This is a genomic window from Roseovarius halotolerans (assembly GCF_900172255.1).
Taxonomy (GTDB): Bacteria; Pseudomonadota; Alphaproteobacteria; order Rhodobacterales; family Rhodobacteraceae; genus Roseovarius; species Roseovarius halotolerans.
In genome coordinates, this window is sequence record NZ_FWFU01000001.1 from 626,533 (window position 1) to 643,618 (window position 17,086).

Annotated in this window: 17 protein-coding genes and 1 pseudogene; 12 read left to right on the forward strand and 6 right to left on the reverse strand. The window is 64.5% G+C overall.

The window, feature by feature from the left end:
* The first annotated feature begins 4 nt into the window (after positions 1–4).
* Entirely contained in the window at positions 5–1,141 is a 1,137-nt protein-coding gene (locus ROH8110_RS03060) for an SAVED domain-containing protein (protein ID WP_085816290.1), read from the forward strand.
* Between the two features lie 53 nt (positions 1,142–1,194).
* On the opposite strand, the pseudogene ROH8110_RS03065 reads toward ROH8110_RS03060, so the two are convergent.
* The 6 genes and pseudogenes from ROH8110_RS03065 to ROH8110_RS03090 all read right to left on the reverse strand — a co-directional run.
* A pseudogene (locus tag ROH8110_RS03065) lies at positions 1,195–1,514 on the reverse strand (transposase); the annotation flags it as partial.
* Positions 1,515–1,526: 12 nt separating this feature from the next.
* Entirely contained in the window at positions 1,527–2,561 is a 1,035-nt protein-coding gene (locus ROH8110_RS03070) for a nucleotidyl transferase AbiEii/AbiGii toxin family protein (RefSeq protein WP_085816291.1), read from the reverse strand.
* On the reverse strand, positions 2,554–3,147 hold the full coding sequence (locus ROH8110_RS03075; protein ID WP_085816968.1) for a DUF6088 family protein: 594 nt from the start codon (positions 3,145–3,147) through the stop codon (positions 2,554–2,556). Before ROH8110_RS03075 ends, ROH8110_RS03070 begins: the two co-directional genes overlap by 8 nt.
* 135 nt (positions 3,148–3,282) lie before the next feature.
* A complete protein-coding gene (locus ROH8110_RS03080; protein ID WP_020043354.1) occupies positions 3,283–3,546 on the reverse strand; it encodes a pyocin activator PrtN family protein in 264 nt (87 codons plus the stop codon).
* Between the two features lie 329 nt (positions 3,547–3,875).
* Positions 3,876–4,493, reverse strand: a complete 618-nt coding sequence (locus ROH8110_RS03085; RefSeq protein ID WP_085816292.1) for a plasmid pRiA4b ORF-3 family protein — start codon at positions 4,491–4,493, stop codon at positions 3,876–3,878.
* Between the two features lie 15 nt (positions 4,494–4,508).
* On the reverse strand, positions 4,509–4,826 hold the full coding sequence (locus ROH8110_RS03090) for an H-NS histone family protein (RefSeq protein WP_085816293.1): 318 nt from the start codon (positions 4,824–4,826) through the stop codon (positions 4,509–4,511).
* 360 nt (positions 4,827–5,186) lie between these two features.
* On the opposite strand from ROH8110_RS03090, the gene ROH8110_RS03095 reads away from it, so the two are divergent.
* The 11 genes from ROH8110_RS03095 to ROH8110_RS03145 all read left to right on the forward strand — a co-directional run bounded on the left by ROH8110_RS03095 (position 5,187) and on the right by ROH8110_RS03145 (position 16,907).
* Positions 5,187–5,933, forward strand: coding sequence for an ArdC family protein (locus ROH8110_RS03095; RefSeq protein ID WP_085816294.1), 747 nt, complete (start codon positions 5,187–5,189; stop codon positions 5,931–5,933).
* Between the two features lie 165 nt (positions 5,934–6,098).
* The gene (locus tag ROH8110_RS03100; RefSeq protein ID WP_085816295.1) at positions 6,099–7,448 is read left to right on the forward strand and encodes a tyrosine-type recombinase/integrase; all 1,350 of its coding nucleotides are present in this window, start codon (positions 6,099–6,101) and stop codon (positions 7,446–7,448) included.
* Positions 7,445–9,232, forward strand: coding sequence for a hypothetical protein (locus ROH8110_RS03105; protein ID WP_085816296.1), 1,788 nt, complete (start codon positions 7,445–7,447; stop codon positions 9,230–9,232). Before ROH8110_RS03100 ends, ROH8110_RS03105 begins: the two co-directional genes overlap by 4 nt.
* Positions 9,229–11,445 (forward strand): site-specific integrase, encoded by a 2,217-nt coding sequence (locus tag ROH8110_RS03110; RefSeq protein ID WP_085816297.1) that lies wholly within the window; start codon positions 9,229–9,231, stop codon positions 11,443–11,445. The genes ROH8110_RS03105 and ROH8110_RS03110 overlap by 4 nt, the downstream gene beginning before the upstream one ends.
* 51 nt (positions 11,446–11,496) lie before the next feature.
* Complete coding sequence (locus ROH8110_RS03115; RefSeq protein WP_085816298.1) at positions 11,497–12,399, forward strand: ArdC family protein; 903 nt, start codon at positions 11,497–11,499, stop codon at positions 12,397–12,399.
* On the forward strand, positions 12,396–12,686 hold the full coding sequence (locus tag ROH8110_RS03120) for a zincin-like metallopeptidase domain-containing protein (RefSeq protein WP_085816299.1): 291 nt from the start codon (positions 12,396–12,398) through the stop codon (positions 12,684–12,686). Before ROH8110_RS03115 ends, ROH8110_RS03120 begins: the two co-directional genes overlap by 4 nt.
* Positions 12,683–13,078, forward strand: a complete 396-nt coding sequence (locus tag ROH8110_RS03125; protein ID WP_085816300.1) for a DUF2958 domain-containing protein — start codon at positions 12,683–12,685, stop codon at positions 13,076–13,078. The genes ROH8110_RS03120 and ROH8110_RS03125 overlap by 4 nt, the downstream gene beginning before the upstream one ends.
* Positions 13,079–13,204: 126 nt before the next feature.
* Positions 13,205–13,681 carry a RadC family protein gene (radC, locus tag ROH8110_RS03130; RefSeq protein WP_085816301.1) on the forward strand — a complete coding sequence of 159 codons (477 nt, stop codon included), beginning with the start codon at positions 13,205–13,207 and terminating at the stop codon, positions 13,679–13,681.
* A 116-nt stretch (positions 13,682–13,797) separates the two neighbouring features.
* Complete coding sequence (locus ROH8110_RS03135; protein WP_085816302.1) at positions 13,798–15,924, forward strand: ParB/RepB/Spo0J family partition protein; 2,127 nt, start codon at positions 13,798–13,800, stop codon at positions 15,922–15,924.
* Between the two features lie 97 nt (positions 15,925–16,021).
* On the forward strand, positions 16,022–16,327 hold the full coding sequence (locus tag ROH8110_RS03140) for a hypothetical protein (protein ID WP_085816303.1): 306 nt from the start codon (positions 16,022–16,024) through the stop codon (positions 16,325–16,327).
* Positions 16,328–16,742: 415 nt separating this feature from the next.
* On the forward strand, positions 16,743–16,907 hold the full coding sequence (locus ROH8110_RS03145; RefSeq protein WP_009573755.1) for a hypothetical protein: 165 nt from the start codon (positions 16,743–16,745) through the stop codon (positions 16,905–16,907).
* Positions 16,908–17,086: the final 179 nt, after the last annotated feature.

Genomic DNA, 17,086 nt, shown 5'->3' on the forward strand with positions numbered 1-17,086 from the left:
AGATATGGGCAAGAGTGGAACCCGAAATCTAAATGACAAGACCAGGCGCATCGTATGGGCGAAGTCCGCCGGACGATGTCAGTTCCAGAACTGTAACGAGCCGCTGATCGGCCACCTGGTGTCGGGAAACTCCGGCGCGAACAAGGGCTACGTCGCCCACATCATTGCCGACAGCGTCAATGGACCCAGGGGCGATGAGAAGCTCTCACCGCGTCTCGCCAATGACCATACAAACGTCATGCTCCTCTGCGATCCCTGTCATCGCGAGGTCGACCGCGAGAACCCGGACGCCTATCCGCCCGAGCGCCTTCGACAGATGAAACGGGATCACGAGGCGTGGGTCGATATGGTGCTGTCGACCGGCCCGAACCGCCGCTCTCACATTCTCCAGTTCAGCGCGCCGATCGGCCCGAACGAAACCGCCGTTCCTTTCGATGATTGTGTGACGGCTATCCTGCCGCATCGCACGCCGGCGGAGGCCAGGCCCATCGAGATCAAGGTCAAGGGGATGCATTACAAGGATACGGACTCGACCTATTGGCAGGTGCAACTCGATGTGCTTCGCGCCGATTTTGCCAGCAAGGTGCGCGGCCGCTTCGAGGCAGGTGACATCCGTCATCTTTCGGTGTTCGGTCTCGCCCCGATCCCGTTACTGATGGAGCTGGGGCGATTGCTATCAGACATCTCGGTCGCCGACGTCTTCGAGTTGCAACGGGAGCCCACACAATGGTCTTGGCCGGAGGACCGCGAGGAGGTCCAGTTCGCGCTACACCGCGGGGCACCGGGCGGTAAGAAGGTTGCCCTGAAGCTATCCATCACCAACGAAGTCGGCGATGATGCCGTGGCGAAGGCGCTCGGAGCCGACGTCTCAATCTGGGAGATCAGCAGCGACGTTCACCGCGCGGGCATCATCAGGCACAAGGACGACCTCAGCCGGTTCCGGGAGATCGCGCGTCGCACCCTCGACGAGATCCAGAACCAGCATGGGCACGACGTCGATCTGTCTGTCTTTCCGGCCACTCCGTTGTCCTGCTCAGTGGAGTTCGGTCGGGTATGGCAACCGAAGGCGCAGCCGAGCTTCGATGTCTATGACAGGGTCCCGGAGAAGGGGTTCCTCCGCCGTTTGCGTATCGAGCCATGAGGCCGCATAATTCGTCTTCCTTCGATTTCTCCCCTGCCGCCTAGGGTCAGGCTTCATAACCAGTAGATGACAAGGGCGGCGAGGGCGATGGCCGAAAGGAAGACCTTCGGGCACCGGTCATAGCGGGTGGCCACACGCCTCCAGTCCTTGAGTCTTCCGAACATGATCTCGATGCGGTTGCGCCGCTTGTATCTGCGCTTGTCGCATTTGACCTGTGTCTCGCGCTTCTTCGGCCTGAGATGCAGGCGCGTCTCCCCTCGTCCTGCAACGCTTCTCTGAACCAGTCAGCGTCATATCCACGATCCCCGAGCAGCCATTTGACGTTTGGTAGGCCGCTGAGCAATGCGTGCGCGCCGATGTAATCGCTGACCCTAGGTCCACCTGCTCAGGTGCGCATGTGTTGATTGTTTGCTACGAGCGTTGCGCGCTCTGCAATCGCCGCGCAACGCTCGATGAGCTCGTCGAAACGCTCAGCGTCTTCAAGCAGGAGGCCGTCGTCGACCATATGCGTGTAGTCAGCCGCGAGCGCGGTGCGAGCCTCTCCGTTTGGGACCAGATGCAGATGGCCGTGAACCACGGCTTCATAGTCCACGGGCGTTCCGTCGGCCGTCTTCTCCGGGAAGAACATGCGCTTGTGCCGCGCCACTGCTGAGGCGATGTCTCGGTCTGAAATAGCCACATCCGCGATGCCTGCATCGTCGAGGCGTACCAGATCATGCCAATGGCGCGCGAAGCGCTCCCCACGGAGACGTCCCTGTACGCAGAAGACATGGATCGCCGTGGCCTTCTCCCAAAAGGTTCGTTCGGCATGCATCACGCGCGGGGTCGCGGTCGGAAAGGTCACGCCCTCGATCAGCCCGTTCGCGTCGCAGGTGACGTCACGCAGGCTCGCCGGTTCGCCCGTCGATCTCGCGCCGAATTCCAACATGACGCTTGGGGCGACATAGCCGGAACCGGAAGAGGCGGCCTCGTAATCGATGAAAAGCCTGTCGCCATCTGCCCGTGTCGAGGCTGACAGCCCTTGCGCTGCAATGGCGTCCCGGATCAAGGGCTGCGTCGTTTCGACGACCCATTTCGGCAATCGATCCCGAACAGCTTTCGACCAGCGTTTTTCCTCACTGCGTGTGGTTGGTAGGGGTTCGGCGCGTTCGCCTACCAGATCAGGCGCGATTGCCCGAATGTCATAGGTCAGATCAACATCTTCAGAGAAGCGCTTGATCACCCCATAGGCTTTGGAAAGGGATGTTCCGCCCTTGAAAACGAGGTGCTCACCAAGCTCGGAACTGAAGAGGGTCTGAAGGGCCCAGACAACCCAGACGTCCTTTTCGAGCAGGTGCGCGGGCCGCCCGGAGCGATCTGCAGCTACGGCCAGGGCTTCCTTGCGGTCTGCAGGCGGCAAAGACAGGTAGGGTTCAGACATGCGCCACCTTTCCGACACTGCGTGCAAGCCAGGTCGGGAACTGCGGTGCTGCGGTTACCAATTCGTCAAACGCCGCTGCGGGCAGTTTCTGCTTCAGCGATCTAAGAGCTGTCTCTGCCTGTTCCGGCCCGAGCCAGGCCAGGGCGCGAACAGCACTGCCAGCCGGCCTCTTCCCGAGGGCGAGTTGCCATCGGGGGGCGTGGCGCAGTTCCACGAGTTGTTTGCCCAATGAGAGCGTGCGGCTGCGACCCGAGGTCAGGTACACGGAGCGAACAGGCACTTGCGTGGTCAGGCCGAGTGCATTCGCTTCGGCGGCGCCGGTTGGAACGATGACTTCGCCACGTTGCGCCGCGAGGGCCTCGACGGCCTGTTCCACGGACGGAGCGCGCGTTCCAAACCGGCTTTTGATCGGTCGCAGGTAAACCCCGCGCCCGGCACGGATCAATTGGCCGCGCTCGGCAAGGCGCGACAAGGCCTGATCCACACCGGCACGGCTGCCGAGGTGCAGCAGGCCCTTTGCGGCAAGTGGCGCTCCTTCCGGAAGTCCCTCTGCATGGGTCAATATCTGTTCTGCAAGGTGCTGCATCATCGTTCTCCTGTCAGAAATATACGCAGTTTTCTGACAGAATTCAATCCGTGCTGTCGGGCGAGGTGAGGAGGGTGGTAGCTTCGTGCCATGGGCAGCAGGCTGGCCTTCGACGAGTTTCAGAGGGGAACATGCTTATCGAAGGCCCTGCAGTTGCAGGCATTCCTTGACGGCTGCAGCCCGCCGCTTGTCTAGGTACTCGGCCAAATCGTCGATATGGACGCCTTTGGCGCATTTCTGGGATGCTTCCATGCGGACGAGGGGGAGGGCGATGGAACCAGCCGAGACTTTGCGGATGAACTTGTCGGTACTCAGACCGAAAAAATCCCTGGCGACATCCTCAGCGGGAATGATCGGTCGCCCGGAATACATTGCTATCAAGAGAAACGCCGTGTTCATGATCCCGGAATGAAGCACGATGGCATCGCTGGGAGAAGGGCGCGCAGCGGGTTGGCGGGGAAGCGGATAGCATGGCGCGCAAATCGGAGGGGGGCGTTGGATCGGGGAGATTATCTGAAGCGTCTGAAGGGGTAGGGAATCCGTGCCTGACTAAGTCGCTCGGGAGCCTCGACGCCAAGCAACGCTATTGGGAAGGACGCGACATCAGTGCACCATTTGCTGTGCAGACAGCCCGATATCCCGCTGGAGGCGCTACCACTCTGACGATGTCGGCAGGAGGAGGGTCATCCAGGCCCGGGGCACCGCCCTGAGGGCCGAGCCCTCTGCGCTCACCGACCAGAAGGCTTTGGCTTGGGCTGATGCAGGCGTCGGCTGGTGTTCTTGCGGAAGGTGTTGCGGAGATCCTTGTTGATCAGCTGGATGTCGAACCAGTCCGGGTCGAAATGCCCGCCGGCCCAGCGAAGGTTGGAGCTGTGGTCCTCGTGGTTCGGGTCGCGGATGGTTTCGAGGAAATCCGCATAAGACCAGGGGCCGCCGACACCCTCGGGCGGCCGGGCACGGGCCCCTTCGGTGCATTCTGCGTGGCGGGGCAGGGGATCGAGGGACAGCCATTCCTCTATCCGGATCAAATGGGTCCAGTCATCGCCAAAGTCGTAGAGGTAAGTGAAGGTCAGATCCTGGCCGGAGAAATCCGCCAGCCTGACCCCGGTGTAGTCGAAGGTCTGCGGCCCGCCGAAGCCATCCTCAAGTTGATCGGGGTCGCCATAGCGCAGCCCTCCGATCCGGAACTCATGCAGATGGCTGTCGGTCCAGCTGAACGCGGCCTGCAGCACCAGATGCAGCCTGTCGAGCGTCCAGTCCGACGGCACGACAAGTCGCCGCCAGATCGGCGGGTCAATCTCCGCCAGAGAGACATGCAGGCGGACGGCATTCGCGGGCTGGTACAAGGCAGGTCTCCCTGATCAGATCGCAAAATCCTCGAGCGATTTTCCCGAAGCCAGCGCCTCGGCGATCCATGCCGGTTTGCGCCCACGGCCGGACCAGGTGATTTCGGCGTTTTCCGGATGGCGGTACTTGGGCGCAGACGCCGCCCGTTTCCGGATGGGAGCAGCTTCCGCAAGCTCGTCGAAACTGAAACCGAGTTCGCGGGCCAATTCGTCAACCTTGGCGCGGGCCTCGGCCTTGCGACGGGCCTCGAAACTCGCGATGGCTTTCGCAACATTCTTTTGCAACTGCTTCAACTCGGCGAGCGACAAGGCGTTAAGATCGATATCCGTCATCTGGTCCTCTTTTGTTGCCCGTTGGCTTTGATCCCGAGCTTTCGGGAAGGAAGGCGTCCGGCGCTGGAAAGCAGGCACCGCGATTGCGTGTCAGATAAGCGCAGATATCCTGGGGATTACAACACGTCGGGGATTGGGGCTCGCGGGTGTTGGCTTTTGCCTTTTTACGCCTGACTCGGCTGAATGCGAGGATTGTCTGGGGGAAAGCCTTCCCCCTGGTCGGCACTGGCGTTGCCGACACACCCCCATCAGCGGGGAGACCCCGCAACGCCCCCTGAGAGTGAAAGTGCGGGCGGGTTTTCCGTGACGGGTTGAGGGCTGGAGGAGAGGCCTCCGGCGCCCGTCGCGGAGATCATCCCGATGGCCAGAGAGCATCGCGCGGCCCGCAAGAGCGGTCCGCGCACGAACCTTTATGACGACATCACCGACAAGATCATCGCCGAGCTGGAGGACGGCCGGCTGCCCTGGGTCCAGCCCTGGGGGACGGCGGCGGTGCAGGCGCCGCTCGCCATGCCGCGCAACGCCGGCACGGGTCGGCAGTATTCCGGGATCAATGTCCTGATCCTCTGGGGCGCCGTGATCCAGCAGGGCTACCCAACCCAGCACTGGCTGACCTTCCGCCAGGCGCTGTCGCTCGGCGGCAATGTCCGCAAGGGTGAGCGGGGCACAACCGTCGTCTATGCCGACCGTTTCACGCCTGAAGACGAGAAGCGCCGCGCCCGGGAGACCGGGGAAGACGCCAATAGCATCCCGTTCCTGAAGCGTTTTACCGTGTTTAACGCGGCGCAATGCGAGGGTTTGCCCGACGACATAGCCGTCGAGGCGCCGCCACCACCGCCCGGGCTGATCGAGCCGCGGGTCGAAGCACTGATCGAGGCGACCGGCATCGATTTCCGGATCGGCGGCAACCGCGCCTTCTATGTCCCCTCGGAGGACTATGTACAGGTCCCACCTCCGCAAGCCTATTTCGAGCCGATTAACTGGCACCGGACCGCCCTGCACGAGATGGGGCACGCGACAGGACATGCCTCAAGGTTGGGGCGGGACTTCTCGGGCGGTTTCGGCACGAAGAAATATGCCTTCGAAGAGCTGATCGCCTTATCTTGACAGTCTGCACCGCATGTCGCCTTGCCCTAGGATGGGTGACTGGCGTCGACGGTAGGCAGTTTTCAGGCTGGCCGCCGCGCTTACCAAAGAGCTGGCGGCGGCCAGCCTGAGAACTGCCGGGCCGAAGCGTGCACCGGGTGGGGGCATGGGGAGGGTTTTGCGCTGGTGTCGATTATTTCTGTTTGCGAGCGTCGCGAGGCCGGGGGTCTCGACGCGCATGTGCCGTTGATCCTGCGCGGCGACGCGCTCTACGACCCCGATCTGGATCGCTTCTTTCTCGACCTGCCGCTATCGGGGATTCGATCGCGGCATTCGCTTCGCGCCCAGGCCTATGATGTGACAGTCTGGCTTCGCTTTCTCGATGCTTGCGGCAAGACCGTATGGGCTGCGACCCGCGACGATGTCGAGGCTTATCATCGTGCGCGTCGGCGCGGCGATGCTGGTCAGCGGATCACGGCGGCAAGCTGGAACAGGGCCGTCGCCAGCCTTGATCGCCTCTATCGCTGGGGCGAGCGGCAAGGGCTGATCGCCGAGGCACCGTTCAACCGTCGTGCCGTGTGGCGACCGGCGCAGGGTGGACGTCGCGGAATGATCGCCGCGCGCAACGACGCCTATGAACGTGTTGCGAAGCGGTCGGATGTCCGGTTCGTCACGATGGACGACTACCGCATCTTCCGCGAGGTCGGTCTGCGCGGCCTCGCGCCTGACGGCAGCGAACGCCCCGGCGCACGTGATCGGAACGGATTGCGCAACGCGCTCTTCGCCGATCTGCTCGTCACGACAGGTTTGCGACTGGAAGAAGCCTCAGGTCTGCTCGCCGGTGATCTCGCGGTCATTGTTCCGGACGGCGATGAGAACCGGCAGCTCTGGTTGCGCCTGCCGCCGCCGCTCACCAAGGGCGATCGCGGACGAAGTGTTCTGGTCCCACGCCGGCTGCTTCGTCAGATCGCGGCCTATATCGATGTCGAGCGCGCGGCAGGCGCGGCCAAATTCGTCGCGCGCAATGGCGCGGTGCGCTTTGACCGGCCGATCCATATCACCGACGCCGGTCTCGACCGCATGCGCGATGTCTGCACGCCAGAGGAACGATGCCGTCTGATCCTGTGCAACGAGAACGGAACGCCGCGCGAGCCCGCGGCGCTATGGCTGACCGAGGTCGGACAGCCCGTTCGACCCAATTCCTGGGAGGTGATCTTCGCCCGCGCCTGCAAGCGCAGTAGAGACTATGGTTTCTCGTTGTCGATCAGCCCGCACCAGCTGCGCCACACCTTCGCGGTCCATATGCTCGCTTTGCTGATCCAGGAGCGTCTGCGCGAAGCCGCATTGCCGGCGGGGTCGATGGAGAGCTACCGGCTGATTCTGGGCGACCCGCTGCAGCAGGTGCAACGCCTGCTCGGCCACGCGAGCCTCGCCACCACCTATATCTATCTCGACCATATCGCGACCCGCGCCGATACGGTGGATTCGGCGGTCGAGGAGTTGCTGGCCCTGCTGCCGGGACCGCAGGGCGCATGAGCGGGCGTCCCCGCAAGGGCAGGCCCGTCGCTTTCGCGCCCGTCACGCCGGAGCGAGCCAAGCCCGATCCGGTGCTCGGCCTCAGGTTCGTCATCGAGGCGCGGCATGGCGGGACCGTCCTGGTTGACATGACCAATCTCGATCCTCGTCCGCTCGCTATCGCCTTTGCCAGCGCGTTGCGCCGGTCGGCCGCGCTCGGCGGCCCGATCGGCGCAGCCAGCGTCATCAAACAGTATGTAAACTCCTATCGCCGTTTCTTCACCTGGCTTTCCGATGAGGCGGGGGAGGTGGACGGGCCGGAAGACATGCGCGCAGCCCATGTCGACGGTTTCGCATCGGCACTCGAACGCGGGGGAATGGGCGCGATCTACCGGCATGTGACGGTCAGCAAGATCGTCAATACGCTGCGTGCGATAGAGGCGGATCGGCCCGACAGTATCACGCCCGACCTCCATGAGCGGTTGCGCTATACAATGGCGACCTCGGCGGGACGCTCGACCCCGCGTGATGCCTACAGCCCCTTCGTCGCCCGTGCGCTGCGCGACGCGGCCCGTACGGACGTGGAAGCGATATTCCGCCGGATCGGCACCGAGGATCGGACCGATGAGGGCGATCCGATCATTGCCGGAGCGCGGGCCGATGTCGAAGCTCTCATCGCGCGCGATGGAGCCGTTCGGACCGAGAGCGTCGAGCTGCGCCGTCTCTATTTCATGCGCTTGCGGCGCGGTTTGCCGATCAGCACGCTGATCGACGACCTGCATCGTCGGCATCATCTGCACGTCACCGATCTGCCGCCATTGCTCGTGCTGCTTGCTCTCGATACCGGCCTCGAGCCGGAATGCCTGAAGGCGCTGACGGTCGATTGCCTGGCCAATCCCTCCGCCGGAACCGTCGAACTGCGATACCTGAAGCGACGCGCCGGCGCCGCCGGGCACAAGAGCATGCGCGTGCGCGACGGCGGCCTCGGCACGCCGGGTGGCCTTCTCCGCCGGCTGATCGAGATCACGACCGTCGCCCGTCAGCATCTGCCCACCGATTGTCTCTGGGTTTACCACAACGTCGGCGGTCTCCATGCCGGCATCCGTCATCCGCGCGAACGCCTCGACGCCTGGGTGGCACGGCACCGGATTGTCGATGAGGACGGCAAGCCGCTCCATCTTCTGCTGTCCCGGCTTCGCAAAACCCACAAGGCGCTGTGGTACACCAAAACCGAGGGGTACATCGCCCGCTTCGCGGTTGGCCACACGCCCGAGGTCGCGGCGCGCCACTACGCCGATCTGCCATCGCTGCGGCCCCTGCACGAGGCCACCGTCGCCGATGCCTTCCGCGACGCTGTCGTCGCCGCGATGCCGACCATCCTCGCGCCAGCAGCCGAGAAGACGCTGCGCGAAGCGCCCGAACAGGCCGGGCCGCTGATGCCGCCGGATGCGGTCGGTTCCATTCTCGATGGGGAGCAGGATCTCTGGCTCGCCGCCTGCGCGGGGTTCCATAGCAGCCCCTTCGCCGAGGCCGGCTCGCCATGCCAACAGCCGTTCTGGGGATGCCTCCATTGCCCCAACGCCGTCATCACCGCCCGCAAGCTCCCCGCGATCATGGCCTTCCTGTCCTTCGTCGAAGACCAGCGGCAGGGGCTTCCCGGTCCCGACTGGATGGTCAAGTTCGGGCAGGTTCATGCCCGGATCGTCCATCAGATCTTGCCCGCGTTTTCCGATGCCGTTGTCGCCGAAGCGCGGTTACGCGCCGGGGAGGAGCGCCTCTATCTGCCTCCCGAGGCGCGCGCATGACCGCGCCCGCCCTTGCCCGCGCTCCCGCGTTCGACGATCGGCCCGTGCTGGCGTGCGCGCCGCTCAAGCCGGGCCATGCCCGCGAGGACCTGTCGCGCGTCGGCGATCCAAGCTGGGATCTGGGTCCGGCCGTCTTCCGCGAGAACGCCCGGCGCTGCCACGTCACCGTGCATTTCGACGTGCTGGAAGATGCCGATGTGCAGGCAATGATGCGCGCCTATCTCTATGCGCGTCTCAATGTCGACCTTCCCGGCCATCGTCCGAAGCTGCCGCCCAGCTGTGTGCGGCAGGCGTTCAACCGGGCGCGGCGCTTCTTCGCCTTCGTCCGCGAACGATTGGGCGCGCTGGACCTTGCCCGCATTGATCCTCCGCTGATCGACGCCTATGCGCGGCATCTCCGAGAGGACCCGGCGAGGCGGCCCGTCATTGTCGGGCAGCTTCTCGAGGTCGTCATCGACTTCTATCTCTACCGCGAGCACCTTCCCGGCGGCGGCTTGTCGTTCGAACCGTGGGACGGGCGGCCACCCGCACGCGTCGCGGGCTATCGTCATGTTCCCGAGAACCGGACCCCGCGCATCCCCGAGCCGATCATTGCGCCGCTTCTGGCATGGTCGCTGCGCTACATCACGGTATTCGCAGGGGACATTCTCGCCGCCCGGCGTGAGCTTTCCCGGCTCGAAGCGCGCCGCGACCGGCTTTTCGGTGCGGAACAGGGATTGCCGCATGCGGAGCGCCGCCGTCGGCAACGGCAGCGACTGGCGCGCTATTTCCGGTCCCGCGCGCGGCAGGGTCGGGGCGTGCCGGTCTGGGCAAGCCCGCCCAACGGTTCCGCATCCGTCGATCCGGTAAGCGGGGAGCTTCTGCCCGTCGTCAACGTGCAGCTTCTGCATCTTCACGTAGGGGTCGATGCCGCCAGGGAGCCGGCGATGCATCTCGCTCTCGCCGGCGGCGCGTCCGATCTCATCGCTGCCGCCATCGCGGATATCGGGATCGAACCCGGCGGCATGGATACGCCGATCTCGGTTGATGCCGATCTCGGCCGGCAATGGCGGCTCCGCTTCGATGCCAAATCCCTCGTCCTGGAAGAGCGCATGCTGCAGGCAGCGGCTTATGTGGTCTGCGCCTATCTGACCGGTATGCGCGATTGCGAGGTGCAGGCGATGCGCCGGGGATGCCTGACGCTTGCGCACAGCGAGGACGGCACCGTGTCACGACACCGCGTCCGTTCCACCGCCTACAAGGGAAAGGGGGCCCGGGGAGCGCCGGCAGAGTGGGTGACCATCGAGCCCGTCGCCGATGCGATCGGGGTGCTCGAACAGTTGACCCGGCGCGCGGCTGTTGCCCATGGTCTCGATACGCTCTGGCCTGTGCTGTCAGTGACGCGAAGTAGCAAACCGCACGTCTCCGCCGAGATCGTGCGCCAGATCAACGCCTATCGTGACCACCTGAACAGGCTGTTCGGGACGGAAGAGGCGCCCGCCATACCGCCCGGGCCGGACGGCAAGCCCTGGCGGATCACGACCCGCCAGTTTCGTCGCACGATCGCATGGCACATCTCCAACCGCCCCTTCGGAACGGTGGCCGGCATGATCCAGTACAAGCATGCATCCGTCGCCGCGTTCGAAGGCTACGCGGGTAGCAGCGCCTCGGGTTTCCGCGCCGAGGTCGAGGCGCAACGCCGGCTCAGCCAGATCGATGATCTGCTCGAGTATTTCGACAGGCGGCGCGGCGGGGCCGACCTTGGTGGGCCGGCCGGTCCTCGTGTCGCGCGTAGCCTCGACGAGACAGCCACCGAGCTTGGGCCATTGCCGCCGATGATCGCCGACCGGTCCCGTCTGCGCACCATGCTCGCCAGTCTGGCCCGCACCCTGCATGTCGGACCGCTTGCCGATTGCTTCTTCGATCCGGCAACCGCCCTGTGCCTCAAGCGCGTGACAGATGCCGCGGCAGACCGCCCGCTGACAGCACTTTGTGAACCGACCCGCTGCCCGAACGCCTGCATCGCGGAACATCACAGGCCCGTCTGGGAGCGGAGTGCCGATGAGGCACGCATGTTGCTGCGCGAGAAGCGGCTGCCCGGATTGCAGCGGACCGCGCTCCAGCAGGAGGTTGACCGGATCGAGGGCGTGCTGGCCCGGATCGCGCCTGAGGGCGCGGCGCCGCCCGTTCGGGCGGCGGTAAAGGGAGAGGAAGCTTGGGATCGGGGTGAGTGACGGGATGAGGAGAGCGGGAGAGGCCTGCTCCGCCCGTCCTGGAGACCTGTCATGTCCCGATCTTCCTCATCGGCCGGGCGCGCCGATGTTTATAACCGTATCACCTCCGAGATCATCGCTGCCATCGAGGCCGGCGCCGGCGACTGGCGTGCGCCCTGGTTCCACAACGGGAGCAGCATCGCGCGTCCGACCAACGTTTCATCCGGCCAGCGCTATCGCGGCATAAACACGTTGGCGCTCTGGGCCACGGGCTTTGCCGCCGGATATGGCGACGGTATCTGGGGAACGTACAAGCAATGGCAGGATGCTGGCGCGCAGGTGCGTAAAGGAGAACGCTCCACCACGGTCGTCTTGTGGAGGGAGATCAAGGTTTCCCAGCAGGCCGACGACGAAGACGATGATGACGGGTATCGACGGATGTTCGCCCGCGCATTTTCTGTCTTCAATATCGCTCAGGTGGACGGGTACGAGCGCCCGGCGACCCCTGTGCTGCCCGAGGCTGAACGCCTTGCCCATGCGGAAGCGTTCATCGCAAACTTGGGCGTCAAGACGGAGTTCGGTGGATCGGAAGCCTATTACCGCCCGTCGGCCGACACCGTGTTCATGCCGCCGTTCACTTCGTTTCGCGATGCCGCCTCATTCTACGGTGTCTGGCTACACGAGAATGGTCACGCCAGTGGCGCAAAGCACAGGCTCGACCGCGACCTTTCCGGTCGCTTTGGTTCGGCCGCCTATGCCGCCGAAGAATGCTGCGTGGAAATTCTCAGCGGGCTGGTCCTGGCAGACCTCGGGGTCGCCCACCATCCGCGCCCCGATCATGCCGCCTATATTGCCTCGTGGCTCAAGGTCCTGAAAGACGACCCCAAGGCCATCTTCACCGCCGCCAGCAAGGCGCAGCAGGCGGCCGACTGGATGCATGCGCAGCAGCCCCATGCAGAGGAGGTAGCGGCATGACCAAAACCGTTCTCATTGCCGAAAAATTTCAGAATGGGGCTGGACTGTCAGGATATGTGGCCGAGATTTCGAGTGCGTTCTGCTGCGCCTCGCTCGGGATTATCCCGACGGTGCGCCACGCCGATTACTTGGGCTCTTGGCTGGAGGTGATGCGCGAGGATTCGCGGGCCATCGTGCGTGCCGCCTCGCAGGCCAGCAAGGCGGCCGACTGGCTGCTGGCCCATCTGCCCGACGACAGCACCGATGTTGAGCGGCAGACCCCGACGGAAGGGATGGCCGCGGCATGATCCTCCTGACCGACACACAGCGTGACCGTTTGCTGGCGAATGGCCACGATCGCGATCAGGATCACATTCCGGTCGTGAAGTTCTTCAATCCCTTTGGCGCCGGTGTCTGGCTTGCGACCGAGCTCGACGAGGACGGCGACACCATGTTTGGCCTGGCCGACATTGGCTACCCGGAGCTTGGCTCCTGGAGCCTCAACGAACTGCGCTCGATCCGGCTGCCTTTCGGCATGGGCATTGAGCGGGATCTGCTGTTCACGGGGGATTTCCCGATCTCGGTCTGGGCCCAGGCCGCCCGCGAAGCCGGCAGCATTCGCGATGCCGAGCGGTTGCTTTATCGCTCGGGCCGCCTGTCAAACGGGACACGCCCAGATGCGGAGCCCCCACGTTCCTGAGATCCAGGCTCTGCAGGTTCGGCGCCGCTCTCTTCGCAGGAAGAGGGCGGCGCTTCTCCTCGTGACGCGGTGAAAGTTCGGCGCCCGGCCGGCTGCCCGTCGGAGAACAGCACCATGACACGAAACATGAGAACATCTGCCATCGAAGCACAGCCGCTCCGGTTCTCCGCCCAGGAGCAGGCCGTAGTCTACGAGGCCCGGCAGATCCTGCTGCGCCACCTCAATCAGAACCCTGTCCTGACGTCCTGGCAGGCGGTGCTCGACTATTGCGCCCTCACCATCAGGGGCGATGTGGAGCGCTTCCATGTTCTCTATCTCGACCGCAGGAACCGGCTGATCTCAGACGAGTGCCTCGCCATCGGCACCATCGATCACGTCCCGGTCTATCCCCGGGAGGTGCTGCGGCGCTGCCTGACACTCAATGCCTCGGCGCTGATCATCGTCCACAATCATCCGGCCGGAGATCCCGAGCCCTCGGCCGCCGACCTCGCGATGACCAAGGAAATCCGAAACGCCTGTGCGTCCCTTGGGGTAGTGCTGCACGACCACATCATCACCGGTGCTGGCCGGGAGACCAGTCTGCGTGCCCGCGGCGAGCTCTGATGCGTATGCGCGTTCATCCGCGGCTCGGCCATGAGAGGGAAAGGAGGGTGGGGGTTTCGTGACGGGCTGGTTGCCGGAGAGAGAGGCTCCCCGGCGTCCGTCATGGAGACCCTGACATGGCCATTGCCACTCAGAAGATCACCCTGTCGTCCTCGCGCGACATCCCCTTCAACAAGCTGGTGCTCAGCCAGTCCAACGTCCGGCGCGTGAGGGCCGGCATCTCGGTCGAGGAACTGGCCGAGTCCATCGCCCGCCGCGGGCTGATCCAGTCCCTGCATGTCCGGCCCGAGCTCGACGCGGAGGGCAAGGAGACCGGCTTCTTCGAGGTGCCGGCTGGCGGCCGCCGCTATCGTGCTCTGGAATTGCTGGTGAAGCAGAAGCGCCTCAACAAGACCGCGCCGGTGCCCTGTGTGGTCTCGGAGGCCGGAGACGATATCCTGATCGACGAGGTGTCGCTGGCGGAGAACATCGAGCGCGCGCCGCTGCATCCGCTCGATCAGTTCCGTGCCTTCCAGGTGCTGCGCGAGAAGGGCATGAGCGAAGAGGAAATCGCCGCCGCCTTTTTCGTCGACGCCAAGGTGGTGAAACAGCGTCTGCGCCTGGTCTCGGTCTCACCGGCGCTGCTCGAGACCTATGCCGAGGATGGCATGACGCTGGAACAGCTCATGGCCTTCACCGTCTCCGACGACCATGCCCGGCAGGAACAGGTCTGGGAGGCGATCAAGGATAGCTGGCAGAAGGAGCCCTATACCATCCGTCGCATGCTGACCGAGACCACGGTGCGGGCCTCCGACAAGCGGGCGCTCTTCGTCGGCATCGAGGCCTATGAGGCGGCGGGCGGCTATGTGCTGCGCGATCTCTTCCAGCAGGACGATGGCGGCTGGCTCCAGGACCCGGTGCTGCTCGACCGGCTGGCCGGCGAGAAGCTGCAGGCCGAGGCGGAGTCCATCGCCGCCGAGGGCTGGAAGTGGATCGAGGTCGCCGTGGACTTCCCCTATGGCCATAACAGTGGCATGCGCCGTCTGGCCGGCACCACCATCGACCTGAGCGACGACGAACGTGCCGAGCGTGAGAAGCTGCGGGACGAGTTCGACGCACTGGAGGTGGAATATGCCGAGGCAGACGAATTGCCCGACGAGGTGGACGCACGGCTCGGGGAGATCGAGGAGGCGCTGGAAGCCTTCGAGGCCCGGCCGATGTGCTATGACGCGGACCAGATGGCGAGGGCCGGTGTCTTCGTCAGCATCCGCCATGACGGCCAGCTCGCCGTCGAGCGCGGCTATGTCCGTGCCGGCGACGAGGCGATGGAAGGTCAGGAAGGGCAGGGTGCCGATGGTTGTTCTCCCGAGGGCGACGAGTCCGGTGGTGTGCAGCGCGCGGTCATCATGGTGGGTAGCACGGCGACCGAACCCGAGGAGGACGATGAGGTCGAAACCATCCGGCCTCTGCCCGATCGCCTCGTCAGCGAGTTGACTGCGCATCGCACGCTGGCGCTCCGCGACGCCGTGGCGATAAACCCGCATGTGGCGATGACGGCGCTGCTGCATCGGCTGGTCACCGATTGCTTCCTGCCGCATTCCACCAGGGGGTGCCTCGAGGCTCATGTCCGGGAAGTTCATTTCCCGGCACAAGCCGATGACCTGGGGGAGAGCGCCTCGGCGCGCGCCATCGCCGACCGCCACGAACACTGGGGTGATCATATCCCGGCCGACGATGCGGCGCTCTGGGACTGGCTGGCCGATCAGGACGACGACACCCGCATGGAGTTGCTCGCCCATTGCATCAGCTTCGGCGTCAACGCCTTGTACGAGAAGCCCAACCCCTATGGCGGTATGGGCGTCAGCCAGCACGGGCTCGACGTGCGCCTGTCCCAGGCCGACCGGCTGGCGCGGGCGACGGGCCTCGACATGGTGGCCGTGGGTTGGCGGCCGACCGTCGGCAACTATCTCGGTCGCGTGACCAAGCCGCGGATCATCGAGGCGGTACGCGAAGGTGCCGGCGAGCGGGCGGCCCAGCTCATCGACCATCTGAAGAAAGGGGATATGGCGAAGGAGGCCGAGCGCCTGCTGGCCGAAACCGGCTGGTTGCCGGAGCCGCTGCGCATGGTGGAGCGCGATGCCGATATCGCTATGGACGCCGGGGTCGACACCGAGGCGGATGATCTGCCTGAATTCCTTGCCGGGGACGGCGAGAATGAAGACGCCACGGAGGACGAGGAGCAGTCCATGGTCGCCGCCGAATGATGCTCAGGCGGGGTGGCCTTTGCCGCCCCGCCACATCCCTTCCGCTTCCGCAACTTGCCCGGTCGTCGTGACCAAGCTTTTTCTTTGGAGAACCCAGATGCCTGCAACGATCGATATCGACCGAATATTCCGTGAGAACCGCGCCAGTCCGCCATCCGAACGCACGCTGCCCTGGGAGGAAACCTGCGACGGCATCACGGTGGTGGTGGAGCCGAAGCCGCATTGGGCGGACGACATGCGCGCCTTCCGTCTCGAAGCCCGCGAATATTGCCGCTACGCCGATTGGACCGCGAACGGCGGTCATGCCCGGTTCTACGGTCATATCGACACCAGCGGTGACGATGTGATGATGAAAGCGCGCGCGATGATCGCCCGCGAGATTGCCGATGGGCTCTGGGACTGAAGGGCAGTTCACGTCTGACGATAGCCACCGCGGTCGTCGTGTCGTCGGCCTGTATGGCACCAATTCCAGCTTCACCACTGTGCCGCTGATCATGTTCGGCATCAGTGTCCGCCCCCGTCCTCGACCACATTCCTGATGCCAGCGTGGTGGCAAGGCTGGCCGGGCGAAACATCTGCAAGGGGGGATCCGGCGCCTGTCGGATGCAAGACACCACCCCCGCTTCCATTCGCTAACCTTGGTCTGATCCGTCTCTTTGACATTCAACCCCGTAGGGGTCGGCTTACGCATACGTGCCGCCCTCGGGGATTCGGAAAAAGTCCGAACGCCCGAGGGTGAGTGCAGATCCGGTCAGACACGTCGGGCGCCTGTCGCGCGGGGGATGGTCCCCCGCCTCCAAAGACAGGAGCCAATCCCGATGTCCTATGCAGATGCCACCGCTTTCGCCGCCAGCCTCGCCACCACTCTGATGGTCGTAATCGTCGTGTTCCAGGCCGGGGACGGAACCCACGGCGCCATGCCCGCCGACGAGTTCGACGGCGACGAAGACATGGTGAAGCTGGAACTGGATCCATGGGAGTAAGGCGCGAAAGCGCCTCACCCCAAACGGCCCGAGCGCGAAGACCCACGCTTCGGGCCTTCAGTGCCTCACAATGGTCCCCCATCGTCGGCAGCGGAACCGGGAACAAGCCCGGTCAGAGAGGAAGAGTGCGGGCCGTTCGGCCGTGACGGGTTGAGGGCTGGAGAGAGAGGCTCGCCGGC